Genomic DNA, 16,209 nt, shown 5'->3' with positions numbered 1-16,209 from the left:
CGTTGCGCGCCAGCCTCAGCCCGCGGCGGCGCCGGCCGCGGGCGACCAGCCGCCGCCCAGGGCACGGTAGAGCTGGACTGTGGCGAGCGCCTGTCCGGTCTGCGCCTGCAACAGTTCGTCCTCGCGCTGCAGGGCGCCGAGGCGGGCTGAGAGCACGTCCTCGAACGTGCGACGCCCGGCCTCGTAGAGCCGCCGGGACTGGTCGGCGTTGCGCCTGGCGATGGCAAGGGTGCCGCCGAGGCGGGCTTCGCGCTGGTCGAGGCCGCTGCGCACGCCATAGGCGCTGTCGACCTCCTCCAGGGTGCGCAGCACGGTCTTGTCGTGTTCCGCGAGGGCCGCCTGCAAGCGGGCGTCGTTGGCGGCGATGGTGGAGCGGATGCGGCCGGCGTTGAACAGCGGCAGGTCCACCCCGACGCCGAGCAGTCCGCCAGTCCCGCTGAGCGCGGGCAGGCCGTCGATGCGGATGCGTCCGTCCAGCCCGACGAAGCTGAGGTAGAAGCGCGGCAGCAGTTCGGCTTTGGCGCTGCCCAGGCGGGCGGCCTGCGCACGGACGAGGGCGGCGCTTGCGCGCACGTCCGGTCGCCGATCTAACACAGACGAAGGCAACTCGCCGGCAGGAACGGGCGGGACATGGAAGGGCCCCGGCTCGCCCAGCGCAGGCGCCGACTGCGCCGCCTGCCCCTCCAGCACCGCCAGGCGGCGCTGGCGCACCTCGATCTGGCTTTGCAGCACCGGCCGCTCCGCCTCGCGCGCCGAAACCTGCTCGCGCACCCGCTCCAGGTCGTAGCCCAGTGCCTGCCCGGCACGGAAGCGCGCCTGGACATAGCGCTCCAGTTCACCCAGCGTCGCCAGGCTGCGGTCTAGCAGGGCCAGGCGCCGTTGCAGCCCCTGCGCTTCGAGGTAGTTCTGAGCCACGTCGGCGGCAATGGCCAGCTGCACGCCGTGCAGTTGCTCTTCGGCGGCCAGGGCCATGCCGGCGGCGGCCTCGGCATCGCTGGCGCGGCGCCCGAACACGTCCACCTCCCAGGCGGCGCTGACACCGCCGGCATAGGCCTCGAGGTCGGGCGAGCGGTCCGGCACCGGCGACGGGCTGCGCAGGTCGCCGAAGCCACGTGCCGCACCGGCCTGTGCCGCCAGCGTGGGATAGCGGGCCGAATCGGCCACGGCGGCCCAGGCACGGGCCTCCAGCACCCGCGCGCGGGCGACGCGCAGGTCGGTGTTGGCACGCAGCGCGGCTTCGACGTGACGCGTGAGTTCAGGGTCGTGCCAATCCTGCCACCAGCGTGCCAGGTCGGCCTGGCTGCCGCCGGCCTGCGGCACCTGTTGGAAGGCCGCAGGCGCGGCCGGCGCGGCCGGCATGTCCACCTGGACGGTGCTGCAGGCGGCCATCAGGCAGGCGGCGGCGACCGCCAGCAGCGCGGCACCGGGTTCCGGCCGGGCGGCGGCACCTGCCGCGAATCTTGCCTTGGTCTGCTTCACTAGCTTGCTCCGAATGGATTCCGTAGGTTCGGTGGGTTCGGTGGGTTCGGTGAGGGCGGCGGCCGTTGCCGGCCTCAGCCCTGCTGCGCCAGCATGGCGCGGAAGCGCGCCAGCGCCAGCGCCAGGAAGAGCCCGCCGGCGGCGGTGACCCCGAGCAGCTGCGGCCACACGATGTCGATCCCCGCGCCGCGGAACAGGATGGCCTGGGTCAGGGTGACGAACTGCGTGGTAGGCAGGAACTGCACCACCGGCTGCATCGCTGCCGGCATGCTCTGCACCGGTGTGGCCGCGCCCGACAGCAGGTAGGCCACCGCGTAGGTCGGCACCGCCAGCAGGCCGAACTGCGGCATGGCCGGCGCCAGCGTGGCCAGCCACATGCCCAGCGCAGTCACCGAGAACAGGTAGAGCGCCGTGCTGAGGGCGAACAAGGCCAGCGAGCCTTGCAGCGGCACCCGCAGCCAGAGATTCACCACCAGCCACAGCGACAGCAGCGAGACCAGGAAGATCACTGAGCCGTTGGCGATGATCTTGGCCGCCGCGATCTCGCTGGCGCGCACCGGCATCACCAGCAGGTGCTCGATGGTGCCGTGCTCGCGCTCGCGGATCACCGCCGCGCCCACCAGGATGATGGAGAGCACGGTGATATTGACCACGATCTGCATCGTCGAGGTGAACCAGTACGATTCCGTGTTGGGGTTGAACTGGACACGCATCACCGCCACCGCGGGCAGCTGCGCCTGCAGGTTCCGCGCGCGCAGGAAGGCCAGGGTCTCGCCGGTCAGGATTTCCTGCAGGTAGGCCGCGCCCAGTCCGGCCTGGGTCATGGCGGTGGCGTCGACCAGCACCTGCAGCGACGGCGATCGCCCCGCCAGCACGTTGGCTTCGAAGTCCGGCGGGATCTCGATGGCGAAGATATAGCGGCCGCGGTCCAGTTCGGCGTCGATGGCGCGCCGGTCCACGTCGACCGGCGGCTTGAAGTAGGGCGGCTGGATGGCGTCGCGCAGGTGGCGCGACAAGGCCGACTGGTCACCATCGACGATGGCGACCGAGGCGTTCGAGACCTCCGCCTTGATCCCCTTGGCCACCGAGACCACCGCCAGCGTGAAGGCGAACACGATCAGGATCATCAGCGTGGCATCGCTGAACAGGCTGAAGATCTCCTTGCGGCTGAGGCGGGCGACGTTCTTGAGCCACTGGCGCACGGTCAGGCCTCCTGCTTGCGCAACAGGCAGCGCGCGCCGGCCAGGTAGGCCAGGGCGAAGCCCAGCAGCGCCAGGTACATGGCACCGAAGCTGTCCGCGCCCAACCCCTTGGTGAAGCTGCCGAGGCTGACCAGCTGGAACCAGGACGACGGGAAGCCCAGCCCGACCCAGTAGCCGCTGCCGGTCAGCGTGGAGACCGGGTAGAGCAGGCCGGAGAAGTTGACCGAGGGGATCAGGCACAGGATGGCGGTGCCGAAGATGGCCGCCACCTGCGAGCGCACGAAGGTCGACACCAGCAGGCCAAGGCTGGTGGCGGCCAGGATGAACAGCAGCGCGCCCAGCGACAGCGCCAGGAAGGAGCCTTTGAGCGGTACCCCCAGCACCGTGATGGTCAACGCCACCAGAGCCAGGTAAGCCACCATCGCCAGGCCGGCATAAGGCAGTTGCTTGCCCAGCAGGTACTCGCCGACGCCGGCCGGCGAGGCATAGAGATTGGTGATCGAGCCCATCTCCTTCTCGCGCACCACGCCGAGCGCGGTCAGCATGGTGGGGATCAGGATCAATGCCAGCATGACGATGCCCGGCGAGATGGCGTAGATGCTGCGGAACTGCTCGTTGTAGACGAAGCGCGTCTCCACACCCATTGGCAGCGCGGGCGCCGCCACCGGCAGGGCGCGGGCGCGCGCCTGCACGTAACCGAGCAGCACGGCGTTGGCGTAGGTGCGCACGGTGGCGCCCGGAAAGGGACTGGAGCCGTCGATATGGAAGGCGACTTCCGGCCGGCGGCCGGCCAGCAGCTCGCGGCCGAAGTCCGGCGGGATTTCCACCACCAGCGAGGCGCGCGCGGCCCGCAGCGCCTGCTGCGCCTCGGTCTCGTCCCGCACCGTGCCGGCCGGCACGAAATAGCGCGAACCCGCGAACTGTTCGAGCAGTTCGCGGCTGGCCAGGCTCTGGTCGCGGTCGAGCGCGGCGAAACGGACGTTCTCGACGTCGAAGGACACGCTCCATGCCGCCGCCAGCAGCAGGATGACGGGACCGAGGATGGCGAAGGCCAGCCGCAGCTTGTCGCGCGCCAGTTCGATCGACTCGCGCCGGGCGAAGGCCCAGATGCGCGCCAGTGGCGCGGCCAGGGCAGATGGCGCCGGTGCCGCCGCGTCGCCGCCCGGCAGGCCGTGGCCGGCCGGCCCGGTGGTGGCCTTGGTCCCGGCAGCGGCTGCGGCAGGCGTGGCCGCGGGCGCATCCTGCCCCTCGGCTTCCATCAGGTAGTCGACGAAGGCATCTTCCAGCGTGGCGGCGTCGCGCTGCCGGCGCAATGCCTCCGGCGTGCCCACCGCCAGCACGCGGCCGCGGTGCATGAAGGAGATGCGGTCGCAGCGCGCCGCCTCGTTCATGAAGTGGGTGGAGACGAAGATGGTGACGCGCGCTTCGCGCGACAGCTTGACGAGGTGGCGCCAGAACATGTCGCGCGCGCCGGGATCGACGCCCGAGGTCGGTTCGTCCAGGATCAGCACTTCGGGCCGGTGCAGGCAGGCGGCCGCCAGCTGCAGGCGCTGGCGGATGCCCAGCGACAGCGCCGCCGGACGCTCGTCGGCATAGGGGGCCAGCTCGAAGCCGTCCAGCGCTTGCGCGACCGCCTGCTGCGCTTGTTCACCCTCCATGCGGTAGAGGCGGGCATGCAGGTCCAGGTTCTGCCGCACGCTCAGTTCTTCATAGAGCGAAAAGGACTGCGACATATAGCCGACACGCATGCGCGTGCGCATGTCGGTGGCGTCGATCGGCTGGCCGAGCAGGCGCGCGCTGCCGCTGCTGGCATCGAGCAGGCCGGTCAGCATCTTCATGGTGGTGGTCTTGCCGCAGCCGTTGGAGCCGAGGAAGCCGAAGATCTCGCTGCGCTCGATGCGGAAGCTGACGTGGTCCACCGCGACGAAGTCGCCGAAGCGGCGTGTCAGGCCTTCGGCTTCGATCGCCGGCTCACCGTCCACGGGCGGCCGCGGCGGGATCTGCAGGCCGGCGCCGTCGCCGCGCCGGGCCGGTGGCAGCAGCGAGATATAGGCCTGCTCCAGGTCGCGGGTGCCGGCCCGTTGCAGCACGGCGGCGGTGCTGTCGCTGACCAGCACGCGGCCCGCGTCCATGGCCACCAGGTGCTCGAAGCGCTGGGCTTCTTCCATATAGGCAGTGGCCACGATCACCGTCATGCCACGCTGCTCGGCACGCAGCTCGTCCACCAGGGTCCAGAACTGGCGCCGCGACAGCGGGTCGACGCCGGTGGTCGGTTCGTCGAGGATCAGCAGGTCGGGGTTGTGCACCAGCGCGCAGCACAGGCCGAGCTTCTGCTTCATGCCGCCCGACAGCTTGCCGGCCGGGCGGTCGGGGAAGGGCGCCAGGCCGGTGGCCTCGAGCAGGCGCCGGATGCGCGCCGCGCGCGCGGCGCCGTCCAGGCCGAACAGGCGGCCGAAGAAGTCGACGTTCTCGTAGACCGACAGCGTGGGATAAAGATTGCGGCCCAGGCCCTGCGGCATGAAGGCGACGCGCGGCAGGATCGCCTCGCGACGGGCACGCTCACGCAGGTCGGCGCCCAGCACCGACACCTGGCCTTGCTGGATGCGCTTGACGCCGGCGATCAGCCCCAGCAGGGTCGACTTGCCGACACCGTCGGGACCAATCAGGCCGATGGTGCTCTGGCCCGGCAGCGTCAGCGACACCGTCTCCAGCGCCTGCACGGCGCCGTAGCGGTGCGCGAGCCCGGTGATCTCGATGGCGCCCGGCAGCGCGCCGCCGCTCATGGCCATCCCTTATTCCCCGCGCACGGCGAGTGCCGGCGGCCAGGACCGGGCCGCATCCAGCCGGACATAGCCCGCGCCGGTCATGCCCGCCTTCAGCCGCGGCGCCAGCCGCCGCGCCACCTCGACCGGCAGCTGCAGCTTGACGCGATACATCAGCTTGGCCCGCTCCCCCTCGGTCTCGACATATTTCGGCGTGAACTGGGCCTCGCTGGCGACATAGCCGATCCTGGCCGGGATGGCCTCGCCGGGGAAGGCATCCAGCAGGATACGGGCCGCGGCGCCGATGGCGAGCCGGCCTGCCTGCGGGCCCGGCAGGAAGATCGTGAAGTAGATGTCGTCCGGATTCAGCATGGAGGCGACGCGGCCGCCGGCCGGCAGTACCGTGCCGACCTCGACCACGCGGTACTCGACGCGCCCGGCCACCGGCGCGCGCACGGCGGTCTCGTCCAGCACGGCTTGGAGCCGCGCGATCTGGGCCTCGGCCTCGGCCTCCGCCGCGCGGGCTTCGCCCAGCGCGGCGTGTGCCCCGTCGACGCCCGCCTGTTCACCCTCCAGGGCCAGGCGACGGCGGTCGCGTTCCACTGCGGAGACCTGGCCCTCGTCGAACAGCTTGACGGTTTCCGACCATTCCAGCCGCGCCAGGCGCTGGCGTGCGGCGCGCCCATCGGTCTCGGCGCGGGCGCGCAGCATCGCGTCGGCCGCGCGTGCCCGGGCTGCATTGGCCGCCGCCAGCTGGGCGCGCAGTTCGCTGTCGTCCTGGCGGGCCACCAGGGCCCCGGCCGCCAGCACGTCGCCTTCGTGCACCGGCAGCTCGACCACGCGGCCGCCATACTTGACGGCGACGTCGACCCTCGCCATTTCCAGACGGCCGTTGGCGTAAGCGATATCCGCCGGCCAGCGCGTGCGGTGGGCGGTTTCCCACCAGAAGCCCGCGCCCGCGAGCAGGATGACGAGCAGGCCAAGGAGGGCCCAGCGGAATCGGTTCTTCATTCACCACCTGTCGGATCGTTGCAGGAATGCCGTGGGACCGGCTCGGCGCCGGTGCTGCCACGATCAAGCGATGCGCTCCATCCTACACTTCGCGCTGCGCTGCACAAGCCCCACGCCGAGGGGGCAGCGGCCGGCAATGCCGTGTCTTTGATTGCCGGCAAGCGAGTCGTAGAGTCTTGCCTCGGTTTTCGGCTCCGGCGGGCACGGTCTGCCGCCGGGATCCGCCGCACCGGCGCCGCCTCAGGCGAAGCGCGCCGCCAGCGTGTCCGCATCGCTCGCGCTGGTGGTGGCGCGAAGCTCGGCCGCGCACAGCGGCTCCTGCTCGCGCAACTGCCGGCCAAGCACCTCGAGGTCGGCATCGGACGGATCGTTGCGCGCCTGGGCCCGTGCCGAGATGCGCGCACGCAGGGTGTCGACCGTCGCCTCGCAGTGGACGATGACGAAGGGCAGGCGCAGCCGCGCCGCCTGTGCGGCGAAGCACTCGCGGCGCGCGCGCGCCAGGAAGGTGGCGTCGGCGATCATCGGAAAGCCGGCGCAGGCCCCGAGGCGGCACGCGGCCAGCAGGCGCCGGTAGGTCGCGGCGCCGGCGGCCGGCGCATACCAGCCGCCGGCGGGTGGCGCGCCCGGCCGCTTGCGCTCGACATCGGCACGCACACGCACCATGCCGCCCCGCTCGGCCAGCCGTGCCGCCACGGTGGACTTACCGCTGCCGGACAGGCCGTGCATCAGCAGTATGGCGCCGCGGCGCCTGGACAGCAGCGTCTCGGCCAGCTCCAGCAGGGCGCGCCAGCCGGCCGCGGGCGCGGCGTCCGCGCCGGCGGCCGCGCACTGGTGCCTGCGTTCGAGTCCCACGCGGGCGCGCACCAGTGCCCGCAGTGCGGCATAGAAAGGCAGCAGGCCGAGCCCGGCATAGTCGCCGCCGCGTTCGAGGTAGGCATTGAGGAAGCGGTAGGCCAGGTCGCGCCGTCCATGGTGGATCAGGTCCATGTAGAGAAAGGCGGTATCGCTGATGGAATCGATCCAGCGCAGGCCGGCATTGAACTCCAGGCAGTCGAAGGGCAGCGCCTCGCCGTCGACGACTACGACGTTGCCGAGATGCAGGTCGCCATGGCACTCCCGCACATGGCCGCTGCGGCGCCGCGCCGCCATGGCCGGCGCCAGGCGCAGCGCCTCCGAGCGCATGGCGCGGTCCAGGCATTGGATGGCCTCCGCGCCGTCGGCGTCGGCCAGGCGTGCGACGCCTTGCAGGCATTCTTCCAGTGTGGCGGCAACGCGCGCGGGCGTACCGTAGTCGGTGGCGTCCGTGCTGCCGCAGCGCGGCGCGTCCGCGTGGAAATCGGCAAGCCGCCGGCCGAGCGCGTCCATCATCGCCCCGTCCACGTTGCCGGCCTGCACGCGCGCGGCCAGCAGGTCGTGCTGGGCGAAACGCCGCATGCGCACGGCATAGTCCAGGGCCGGGCCGCTGCCGCCAAGGCGGACCGGCGTATTGCCGTCCGCTTCCCGGTCCTCATGCCCGCCCGCACCGCCGGCGACGGCCGCGATAGGCACCACGTCCAGGTACAGCGCGCCGGCCAGCCTGCGGTTCAGGCGCAGTTCTTCCTCGCAATCGGCGCGCCGCGCCGCCAGCGTGGAAAAATCGACGAAATCGAAGCGCACCGGCTTGCGTACCTTATAGGCATACTCGCCGGCCAGGAACACGCGCGAAAGATGGGTCTCGATGCAGCGCACCCCGGGCGCCGCGTGCGGATAGGCCGCGCCGTGCATCAGGGCCCGCGTCAGTGCGCCATCGTCCATGCCATCCTCCGAGCCGTGCCCGCCGCGCGGGCCTGCGGTCATGGTAGGAGACAAGGGCGGCCGCTTTCTTGAGAAGCATCAAGGGCGGGCGCAACGTGCGGCCCGGCGCATATACGGACGGGCGGAGTCAAGGTAGCCTGTGGGTCCTGGCGGGCGCGATGCGCACCGCGGCGCAACGGAGATGCGATGGAACACGACTACGTGGCATTTTCTGTGGCACTGGGCATCGGCCTGGCGATCGGGCTCGAGCGCGAGCGCAGCAATGCCGGTGGCGACGAACAGGTGCCGGCCGGCCTGCGCACCTTCACCGTCGCCAGCCTCGCAGGTGCCGTGGCCGCGCGCCTGCCCGGTCCCTTGGTGCTGCCCGCCGTGCTGCTGGCGACGGGCGCGCTGGCCTGCCTGGCCTACCACCGCACCTCGGATCGCGATCCCGGCATGACCACCGAGCTGGCGCTGCTGTGCGTGGTGCTGCTGGGCGCACTCGCCACCAGCGAGGCCACACTGGCCGCGGGCGCCGCCACGGTGGTGCTGCTACTGCTGCACGGCAAGGCCTGGCTGCACCACTTCGCCCGCCAGATCCTCAGTGAGCAGGAACTGCGTGACGCCCTGGTACTGGCCGCCGCCGCGCTGGTGGTCTGGCCGCTGCTGCCGGATCGTTACCTCGGCCCGTTCAAGGCCTGGAACCCGCACACACTGTGGCTGATCGCCGTGCTGGTGATGCTGATGGGCGCCGCCGGCCACATCGCCGTGCGCTGGCTGGGCAGCCAGCTCGGGCTGCCGATGGCCGGCCTGTTCGGGGGCTTCGTCTCCAGCAGCGCCACCATCGCCAGCATGGCGGCGCTGGCGCGCAAGGAGCCCGACAAGGCGCAAGCGGCGGTCGCCGCGGCGCTGCTGTCCACGGTGTCCACCTTCGTGCAGATGATCCTGCTGCTGGCGGCCACCAGCCTCGCCACCTTGCGCCAGCTTGCCATCCCGCTCGCGGCCGGGCTGGCGGTGATCGCCGCTTTCGGCGGCCTCTGGGCCTGGCGCTCCACGCATGCGGAACAAGCGCCGGAAGAGTCACCGCAAGGCCGGGCCTTCGACTGGCGCGTGGCGGCCGGCTTTGCCTTGATGACGGCATTCCTGCTGTGGCTGGCCGCCGCGGCGCAGGCCTGGCTCGGCGCAACGGCCCTGGTCGCCGTGGCTGCCGTCGCCGGTTTTGCCGATGCCCACGCCGCCACCGCCTCGATCGGTGCCCAGGTGGCGGCAGGGCGGCTGCCGGTCGGCAGCGCGATGTGGCCCGTGCTGGCGGCGTTCAGCACCAATACCCTCACCAAGATCGGGTTGGCCACGGCGGCCGGGGGATACCGCTTCGCGCTGCAGGTAGGCGCCGGGCTGGTGGCCGCCGCCGGGGCCACCTGGCTTGGGACCCTCGCGGCGCTGTCGCTCTCCTGAACGCGGGCAGGGTACGGGGCCTGCCGGTGATGCGGCGGGACGGCAGAAGGATGTTGCGATCAAACGTGCGTGATGCGCGTGACGCGCGTGATGTGCGCGATAGGTTACACGCAGAATGTGCGCGCCACGGCTTGCCGCACCCGGATGGCAGGTCGGCGGCCGCGGTTGCTGCAATGCCACAAAAATAGTTTGCATTCTAATTATTTCACAACTATCATTCTGCCCATGAACTCGATAGACGCGCTGCGCTTTGCCTTTACCGGCCAGCTGATGCTGGCAGGGAGACAGTGGCGCCAGATCTCCCAGGCAGCCGTGACGTCCTACGGCATCTCCGCCGCCGCCGCCGGCCCCCTGCTGTTCATCCGCCGCCTCGGAGGAGGGGTGCGCCAGGTCACGCTGGCCGACTACGTCGGCCTGGAAGGCGCCTCGCTGGTGCGCCTGCTCGACCAGTTGAGCGCCGCGGGCCTGGTACGCCGCGAGGTGGACGCCAGCGACCGCCGTGCCAATGCCCTGTGGCTGACCGAGGCAGGTGAGGAACTGGCGGCCAAGATCGAAGTGGACCTCAAGCGCATCCGCTCGCAGGTCTTCGCCCACATCCCGGCGCAGGACCTCGAGGGCGCCTTGCGCGTGCTGGATGCCCTGGCGCGCGCCGCGGATTCGGTGGTCGTGCCGCAGAGCCCGGCACCGAGCCAGGAGGCCTGACGTGATGGGCAGTACCTGGCCGTCCGCGCGCGACTGGATCTTCTCCACCAAGGCCTTCGTGGCCTCCATGCTGGCCCTGTTCATCGCGCTCTACATCGGCCTGCCGCGCCCCTACTGGGCCATGGCGACCGTCTACGTGGTGGCGCACCCGCTGACCGGCGCGACCCGCTCCAAATCCATGTACCGCGTGCTCGGCACGCTGCTGGGCGCGGCCGCCTCGGTGGCGCTGGTGCCCTCGCTGGTCAATACGCCACCGCTGCTGATGGCGGCAGTGGCTGTCTGGGTCGCGGTGCTGCTCTACGTGGCGCTGCTCGACCGCTCCCCGCGCAGCTACCTGTTCATGCTGGCCGCCTACACGCTGCCGATGGTGGCGCTGCCGGCAGTGGACCACCCGGGCGGCGTCTTCGACCTGGCCATCGCACGTTCCGAAGAGATCTGCCTGGGCATCATCTGCGCCAGCGTGGTCGGCGCCGTGGTCTTCCCCGCCAAGGTCTCCAACGTGCTGCGCGACCGCCTGGCGCAGTGGATGGGCGACGCGGCGCAGTGGGCCGGCGACATGCTGTCGCTGCGCGATGCCGGTGCGGCGGTATCGCTTCACCAGAGCCGGCACCGCATGGCCGCCGACATCCTGGCGCTCGACCAGTTGATCAGCCAGCTTTCCTACGACACCGAGACCGCCGCGCGCATCCGCGATGCCAAGGAACTGCGCGGCCGCATGACCATGCTGCTGCCGGTGCTGGCCTCCCTGGCCAGCCTGGTCGAGACCATGCAGCGCGACGAAGCCGGCGTACCGGACCAGCTGGCCGCCCGCATGACCGCCGTTTCCGCCTGGATCCGCGGCGAGGCCGCGGCCCCTCCCGCGCTCGAGGAGAACACACCGCCTGCGCTGGCAACCGCGGTGGCGTCCACCGCCTACGAGCGGCTGCGCGAGTTGACCGCCCTGTGGCAGGATTGCGTGGCACTGCAGCGGCGCCTGGGTGAAGCCGCGCCGGCCGGAGACTGGCAGCCCGTATTCCGGCGCTGGAACGTCGGCGCGGCACGCCACTACGACCACGGCATGCTGCTGTTTTCCACCGGCACCACCGCGCTGGGCATCTTCTGCATGGGCATGGTCTGGATCCTGTCCGGCTGGGCCGACGGCGCCAGCGCGGTGGCCCTGGGCGCGGTGTCCTGCTGTTTCTTCGCCGCGCTGGACGAACCCGCGCCGATGATCCGTTCCTTCTTCATCTGGAACGTGGTCTGCGTGCTGCTGGCCATGGTCTACCTGTTCATGATCCTGCCGCGGGCGCACGACTTCGAGATGCTGGTGGCGATGTTCGCCATCCCCTACCTGTTGTTCGGCGTGATGATCGCCCAACCCAGGCTGGCGCTGATCGCCGTGCCGCTGGCCATGGTCACGGCCACCGACATCGGCCTGCAAGGCAGCTACAACGCCGATTTCCAGACTTTCTTCAACACCAACGTGGCCGGCGTGGCGGGCATTCTGTTCGCGCTGGTGTGGACGCTGCTGGTCCGGCCCTTCGGCACCGCCGCGGCGGCACGCCGCCTGGTGCGGGCAAGCTGGGGCGACATCGCGCGCAATGCCACCGGACGCGCTCCCCATGAGCACGACCACCTGCGCGCCCGCATGCTGGACCGGCTGGCGCAACTGGTGCCGCGCCTGGCGGCCAGCGAGAACGAGCGCTCCACCGACGGTTTCACCGAGGTACGGGTGGAACTGAGCACGCTGGCGCTGCAGCGCGAGCTGCCGGCGCTGCCGGAGGCCTCCCAGCATGCAGTGCGCCGCGTGCTGCAAAGCGTGGCCGGCTATTACCGCGACCGCCTCGAAGCCAAGGCCGACGCACCGCCGGAAGCTCTGCAGCGGCGCCTGATGCGCGCGATGCAGGGGGTGGCCGAGCGGGCCGACCAGGCCTCGCGTACGGCGATGTCGGCCCTCGTCGAAATGGAAGTGGCCTTGTTTTCAACCTCTCCCGTCAACGGGAAGCAATGATGAGCGGTGAAGTCAACCTCTACGGCGTCTACGTTCCCAGCCTGCTGGTGTGGATGCTGCTGGCCTTCGTGATCATGGCGGGCCTGCGCGCCGGTTTGTCGCGCGTGGGCTTCTACCGGCTGGTCTGGCACCGTTCCCTCTTCAACCTGTCGCTGTACGCCCTCATCCTGGGTGGGGTGGTGTGGCTGGCGACGCATCTGCAATCATGAAACTCAGACTGAAATCCATCGGGCCGGTCGTGCTCACGCTGGCCCTGACCGCCGGAGCGGCGGTCGTCGCCAAGCACCTGTGGGACTACTACACGATCGCACCGTGGACGCGCGACGGACATGTGCGGGCCGACGTCGTGCAGATCGCCCCCGACGTGTCAGGCCTGGTCACCCGCGTGCTGGTCAAGGACAACCAGCGTGTCAAGCGCGGCGACGCGCTGTTCGAGATCGACCGCGACCGCTTCGCCCTGGCGCTGCAGCAAGCCGAGGCCAATGCGGCGGCGATCCGCGCCACGCTGGGCCAGTCGCGCCGCGAGGCGGCACGCAGCCAGAAGCTGTCGGACATCGTCGCCAAGGAAGTGGTGGAAGAAGGGCTGGCCAAGGTGCAGCAGGGCGAGGCAGCGCTGGCCCAGGCCGAGAGCGCGGTCAACCTGGCCAAGCTGAACCTGGAGCGCACGCGCGTGCTGAGCCCCGTCGATGGCTACGTCAACGACCGCCTGCCGCGCCTGGGCGACTACGTCAGCACCGGCAAGCCGGTGATGTCGATGGTCGACGAGCAGTCCTTCCACGTGGAAGGCTATTTCGAAGAAACCAAGCTCGGCGGCATCCACCTGGGCAGCCCGGTGCGCATCCGCATCATGGGCGAGTCGCAGGTGCTGCGCGGCCACGTGCAGAGCATCGCGGCCGGTATCGAGGACCGCGACCGCAGCGCCGGCTCCTCGCTGCTGCCGAACGTGAATCCCACCTTCAACTGGGTGCGGCTGGCGCAGCGCGTGCCGGTGCGCATCGCGCTGGACGACATGCCGGCCGATATCCGCCTGGTGGCGGGCCGCACGGCCACTGTGTCGGTCGAAGAAGCGCGCGGCGGCAAGGGCGATGCGGCCCCGGCCGCCGCCGGCGCCGCCCCCCAGTCCGGCCATGCGGTCGCCCAGACCCCGGCCGGCAAGCAGGAGTCCATCCAGTGAAACGCTTTACGCTAGCCCTGATTCCGGCGCTGGCGCCGTTGCTGTTCGCCGCCTGCACCACGGTCGGCCCCGACTATCACCTGCCGGAGCAAGCCGCGGTCAAGTCGCCGGAAGCCAACGGCCCGCTGCCCGGCGCCGGCAACCCGGCCGTCTCGATCGCCCCCGTGCCGGACGGCTGGTGGCGCCTGTACGACGATCCGCGGCTCGACGCGCTGGTACAGGAAGCCCTGGCCGCCAATACCGATCTGCGCGTGGCCGCTGCCAACCTGCGCCGCGCCATCGCCACCTACCACGAGGTCGAAGCCGAGAACCTGCCGATGGCACGGGTCGAGGCGGGCGCCCAGCGTGGCGAGATCGCGGCCGAACCGCTGCTGCATGAAGAGAAGATTCCGGTCATGAATTTCGGCAACGTCGGCTTCGGCGTGTCCTACCTGATCGATTTCTTCGGCAAGCTGGCCCGCGCCGACGAGGCCGCACTGGCCGGCGCCCAGGCCAGTCAGGCCGCGCTCGACCAGACGCGCGTGGTCGTGGCCGCAGAGACCGCGCGTTCCTATGTGGAAGGCTGCGCCGCCTCGCATGAACTCTCAGTGGCCGAGCACCAGCTCGCACTGCAGGAACGCGGCGTCGAGCTGACGCGCCGCCTGGTCGAGGCGGGCCGCGGACAGCCGCTTGACCTGCTGCGCGCCCAGTCGCAGGCCGACAGCCTGCGCGCCGCGCTGCCCAGGCTGCGCGCGGGCCGGGAAGCCGCCGCCTATCGCCTGGCGGTGATGCTGGGCAAGCCGCCCGCCGCCGGTGCCGTGCAGGACTATGCCTGCCACGCGATTCCCAAGCTGAGCCAGGCCCTGCCGGTCGGCGACGGCGCGGCGCTGCTCAAGCGCCGCCCCGACGTGCGCCAGGCCGAACGCGAGCTGGCCTCGGCCACCGCCAAGATCGGGGTGGCCACCGCCGATCTGTATCCGTCCATCACCATCGGCGCCTCGGCCGGCTTCACCGGCATCCTGGATCACCTGGGCCAGGCACAGACGGCGCACTGGGGCATCGGTCCTGCGATCACCTGGAATATCCCCACCAGCGGCACCCGGGCGCGCATCCACAATATGGAAGCAGGCGCCGACGCCGCGCTGGCGCACTTCGACGGGGTGGTGCTGAAGGCCCTGCGCGAGACCGACACGGCCCTCAGCGCCTACACGCACGAACTGGAGCGCAATGCCTCACTGCGGGCCGCGCGCGACAAGGCTGACCAGGCCGCGCACCAGAACCGGCTGCTGTACGAGGCCGGCCGCGCGCCCTACCTGAACAGCCTCGACGCCGATCGGACGCTCGCCAACAACGACGCCGCGCTGGCTGCCTCGGACGGCCAGGTGGCGATGGACCAGATCAGCCTCTTCCTCGCCCTCGGCGGCGGCTGGCAGGGGGCACCCAAGGTCCACGAGCATCTCGCCACCGAACGCTCGCGCCACGAGAGCGACCACGAGAGCGACCACGAGAGCGACCACGAGAGCGACCACGAGGGCGCCACGGCCGGCACGCATTGAGGTACCCTGTGGCCTGTCCGGCGCCACCAAGCGCCGGATGGCTCACATATCGTGATTCCTTCCCGTTCCCGTCCTGTCCTGGCCATTCCGGCGGCACGCCCATCGGCGCGCCGCGCGGGGCCGGGGGCGCTCAGCAAGCGCCCCCGGCCGTCGGCAGGCGGGGTCCGGCGCCATCCGCGCCGGCTGACTAGACAAGAGAGATTCCCATGCGCGTTTCCGCGATTTCCAAGACCCTTACCTTCCTGGTCGCCGCCCTCGGCATCGCCGTCGCCGGCAGCGCCGCGGCCCAGGAGCAGACCATCCGCGTCGGCACCGTCAGCGGCCCCGACGCCGACGTGTGGAAGGTGGTGCAGAAGGTGGCCAAGCGTGAAGGCCTGAACGTCAAGGTGATCGAGTTCAACGACTACGTGCAGCCGAACGCCGCGCTGGACGCCGGCGAACTGGAGGCCAACAGCTTCCAGCACCAGCCTTACCTGGACAGCCAGATCAAGCAGCGCGGCTACAAGATGACCAGCGTGGGCTTCACCTATATCTCGCCGCTGGGCATCTATTCGCAGAAGGTGAAGGCGACCAAGGACCTGCCGCAAGGCGCCCGCGTCGCGATTCCCAATGATCCGTCCAACGAGAACCGCGCGCTGCTGCTGCTGGCCGCGCAGGGTGTGATCAAGCTGAAGCCGGGTGCCGGCACCAACGGCAGCAACGCCACGCCGCTGGATGTCGCCGAGAACCCCAAGAAGCTGAAGCTGGTCGAGCTTGACGCCGCCCAGCTTGCGCGCGCACTGCCGGACGTGGCCGCCGCCGCCATCAACACCAACTATGCGCTGGCCGCCGGCCTGCAGCCGACCCACGACGCCATCGCGCTGGAGGACATCCGCAGCCCCTACGCCAACATCATCGTGGTGCGCACGCAGGACAAGGACAAGCCCTGGGTCAAGAAGCTGCTGGCCGCCTACCAGTCGGAAGACGTGCGCCAGTTCATGAAGAGCCAGTTCAAGGGCGCCATGGTGCCGTCGTTCTGACGACACGGCGCTGCACGGCGCGGCGCGGACCTGGGGCCTCGGCCAGGGTCCGCGCCGATGGAAGCGAACACGGAAAAAAGAAGAAGGCCGGGCACATGCCCGGCCTT

The 16,209-nt window shown here is 70.7% G+C and carries 12 protein-coding genes; 7 read left to right on the top strand and 5 right to left on the bottom strand.

Annotated elements, in window-relative coordinates; genetic code table 11:
• Window positions 1-15: 15 nt before the first annotated feature.
• The 5 genes from BKK79_RS33410 to BKK79_RS33390 all read right to left on the bottom strand — a co-directional run bounded on the left by BKK79_RS33410 (window position 16) and on the right by BKK79_RS33390 (window position 8,248).
• Entirely contained in the window at window positions 16-1,479 is a 1,464-nt protein-coding gene (locus tag BKK79_RS33410) for a TolC family protein (protein ID WP_232346382.1), read from the bottom strand.
• Window positions 1,480-1,553: 74 nt separating this feature from the next.
• On the bottom strand, window positions 1,554-2,681 hold the full coding sequence (locus BKK79_RS33405; protein ID WP_071020029.1) for an ABC transporter permease: 1,128 nt from the start codon (window positions 2,679-2,681) through the stop codon (window positions 1,554-1,556).
• A gap of 2 nt (window positions 2,682-2,683) precedes the next feature.
• Window positions 2,684-5,470 (bottom strand): ribosome-associated ATPase/putative transporter RbbA, encoded by a 2,787-nt coding sequence (rbbA, locus tag BKK79_RS33400; RefSeq protein WP_071039993.1) that lies wholly within the window; start codon window positions 5,468-5,470, stop codon window positions 2,684-2,686.
• Between the two features lie 3 nt (window positions 5,471-5,473).
• On the bottom strand, window positions 5,474-6,454 hold the full coding sequence (locus BKK79_RS33395) for an HlyD family secretion protein (RefSeq protein ID WP_071020035.1): 981 nt from the start codon (window positions 6,452-6,454) through the stop codon (window positions 5,474-5,476).
• A gap of 240 nt (window positions 6,455-6,694) precedes the next feature.
• Window positions 6,695-8,248: a bifunctional aminoglycoside phosphotransferase/ATP-binding protein gene (locus BKK79_RS33390; protein ID WP_071040542.1), complete on the bottom strand. Its 1,554-nt coding sequence runs from the start codon at window positions 8,246-8,248 to the stop codon at window positions 6,695-6,697.
• Window positions 8,249-8,434: 186 nt separating this feature from the next.
• Between BKK79_RS33390 and BKK79_RS33385 the strand changes: the two genes are divergently transcribed.
• The 7 genes from BKK79_RS33385 to BKK79_RS33355 all read left to right on the top strand — a co-directional run bounded on the left by BKK79_RS33385 (window position 8,435) and on the right by BKK79_RS33355 (window position 16,102).
• On the top strand, window positions 8,435-9,682 hold the full coding sequence (locus BKK79_RS33385) for an MgtC/SapB family protein (RefSeq protein ID WP_071020036.1): 1,248 nt from the start codon (window positions 8,435-8,437) through the stop codon (window positions 9,680-9,682).
• A 225-nt stretch (window positions 9,683-9,907) separates the two neighbouring features.
• On the top strand, window positions 9,908-10,384 hold the full coding sequence (locus BKK79_RS33380) for a MarR family winged helix-turn-helix transcriptional regulator (RefSeq protein WP_071020039.1): 477 nt from the start codon (window positions 9,908-9,910) through the stop codon (window positions 10,382-10,384).
• A gap of 4 nt (window positions 10,385-10,388) precedes the next feature.
• On the top strand, window positions 10,389-12,374 hold the full coding sequence (locus tag BKK79_RS33375; protein WP_071020042.1) for an FUSC family protein: 1,986 nt from the start codon (window positions 10,389-10,391) through the stop codon (window positions 12,372-12,374).
• Window positions 12,374-12,583: a DUF1656 domain-containing protein gene (locus BKK79_RS33370; protein ID WP_071020044.1), complete on the top strand. Its 210-nt coding sequence runs from the start codon at window positions 12,374-12,376 to the stop codon at window positions 12,581-12,583. Before BKK79_RS33375 ends, BKK79_RS33370 begins: the two co-directional genes overlap by 1 nt.
• Complete coding sequence (locus tag BKK79_RS33365) at window positions 12,580-13,548, top strand: efflux RND transporter periplasmic adaptor subunit (RefSeq protein ID WP_071020047.1); 969 nt, start codon at window positions 12,580-12,582, stop codon at window positions 13,546-13,548. The genes BKK79_RS33370 and BKK79_RS33365 overlap by 4 nt, the downstream gene beginning before the upstream one ends.
• Window positions 13,545-15,083 (top strand): efflux transporter outer membrane subunit, encoded by a 1,539-nt coding sequence (locus BKK79_RS33360; RefSeq protein ID WP_071039992.1) that lies wholly within the window; start codon window positions 13,545-13,547, stop codon window positions 15,081-15,083. The genes BKK79_RS33365 and BKK79_RS33360 overlap by 4 nt, the downstream gene beginning before the upstream one ends.
• A 206-nt stretch (window positions 15,084-15,289) precedes the next feature.
• Window positions 15,290-16,102 (top strand): MetQ/NlpA family ABC transporter substrate-binding protein, encoded by an 813-nt coding sequence (locus BKK79_RS33355; protein WP_071020053.1) that lies wholly within the window; start codon window positions 15,290-15,292, stop codon window positions 16,100-16,102.
• Window positions 16,103-16,209 lie beyond the last annotated feature (107 nt).

The sequence above is a fragment of the Cupriavidus sp. USMAA2-4 genome (assembly GCF_001854305.1).
GTDB lineage: Bacteria > Pseudomonadota > Gammaproteobacteria > Burkholderiales > Burkholderiaceae > Cupriavidus > Cupriavidus malaysiensis.
Note: the sequence above shows the minus strand (reverse complement) of the source record. Positions and strands in the feature narration are given on the sequence as shown.

Bases quoted from the DNA above. Each gene is read 5' to 3' on its own strand.
- BKK79_RS33395 (WP_071020035.1), bottom strand. From the start codon at position 6,454: ATGAAGAACCGATTCCGCTGGGCCCTCCTTGGCCTGCTCGTCATCCTG.
- BKK79_RS33375 (WP_071020042.1), top strand. From the start codon at position 10,389: ATGGGCAGTACCTGGCCGTCCGCGCGCGACTGGATCTTCTCCACCAAG.
- rbbA (WP_071039993.1), bottom strand. From the start codon at position 5,470: ATGGCCATGAGCGGCGGCGCGCTGCCGGGCGCCATCGAGATCACCGGG.
- BKK79_RS33390 (WP_071040542.1), bottom strand. From the start codon at position 8,248: ATGGACGATGGCGCACTGACGCGGGCCCTGATGCACGGCGCGGCCTAT.
- BKK79_RS33380 (WP_071020039.1), top strand. From the start codon at position 9,908: ATGAACTCGATAGACGCGCTGCGCTTTGCCTTTACCGGCCAGCTGATG.
- BKK79_RS33365 (WP_071020047.1), top strand. From the start codon at position 12,580: ATGAAACTCAGACTGAAATCCATCGGGCCGGTCGTGCTCACGCTGGCC.
- BKK79_RS33385 (WP_071020036.1), top strand. From the start codon at position 8,435: ATGGAACACGACTACGTGGCATTTTCTGTGGCACTGGGCATCGGCCTG.
- BKK79_RS33370 (WP_071020044.1), top strand. From the start codon at position 12,374: ATGAGCGGTGAAGTCAACCTCTACGGCGTCTACGTTCCCAGCCTGCTG.
- BKK79_RS33355 (WP_071020053.1), top strand. From the start codon at position 15,290: ATGCGCGTTTCCGCGATTTCCAAGACCCTTACCTTCCTGGTCGCCGCC.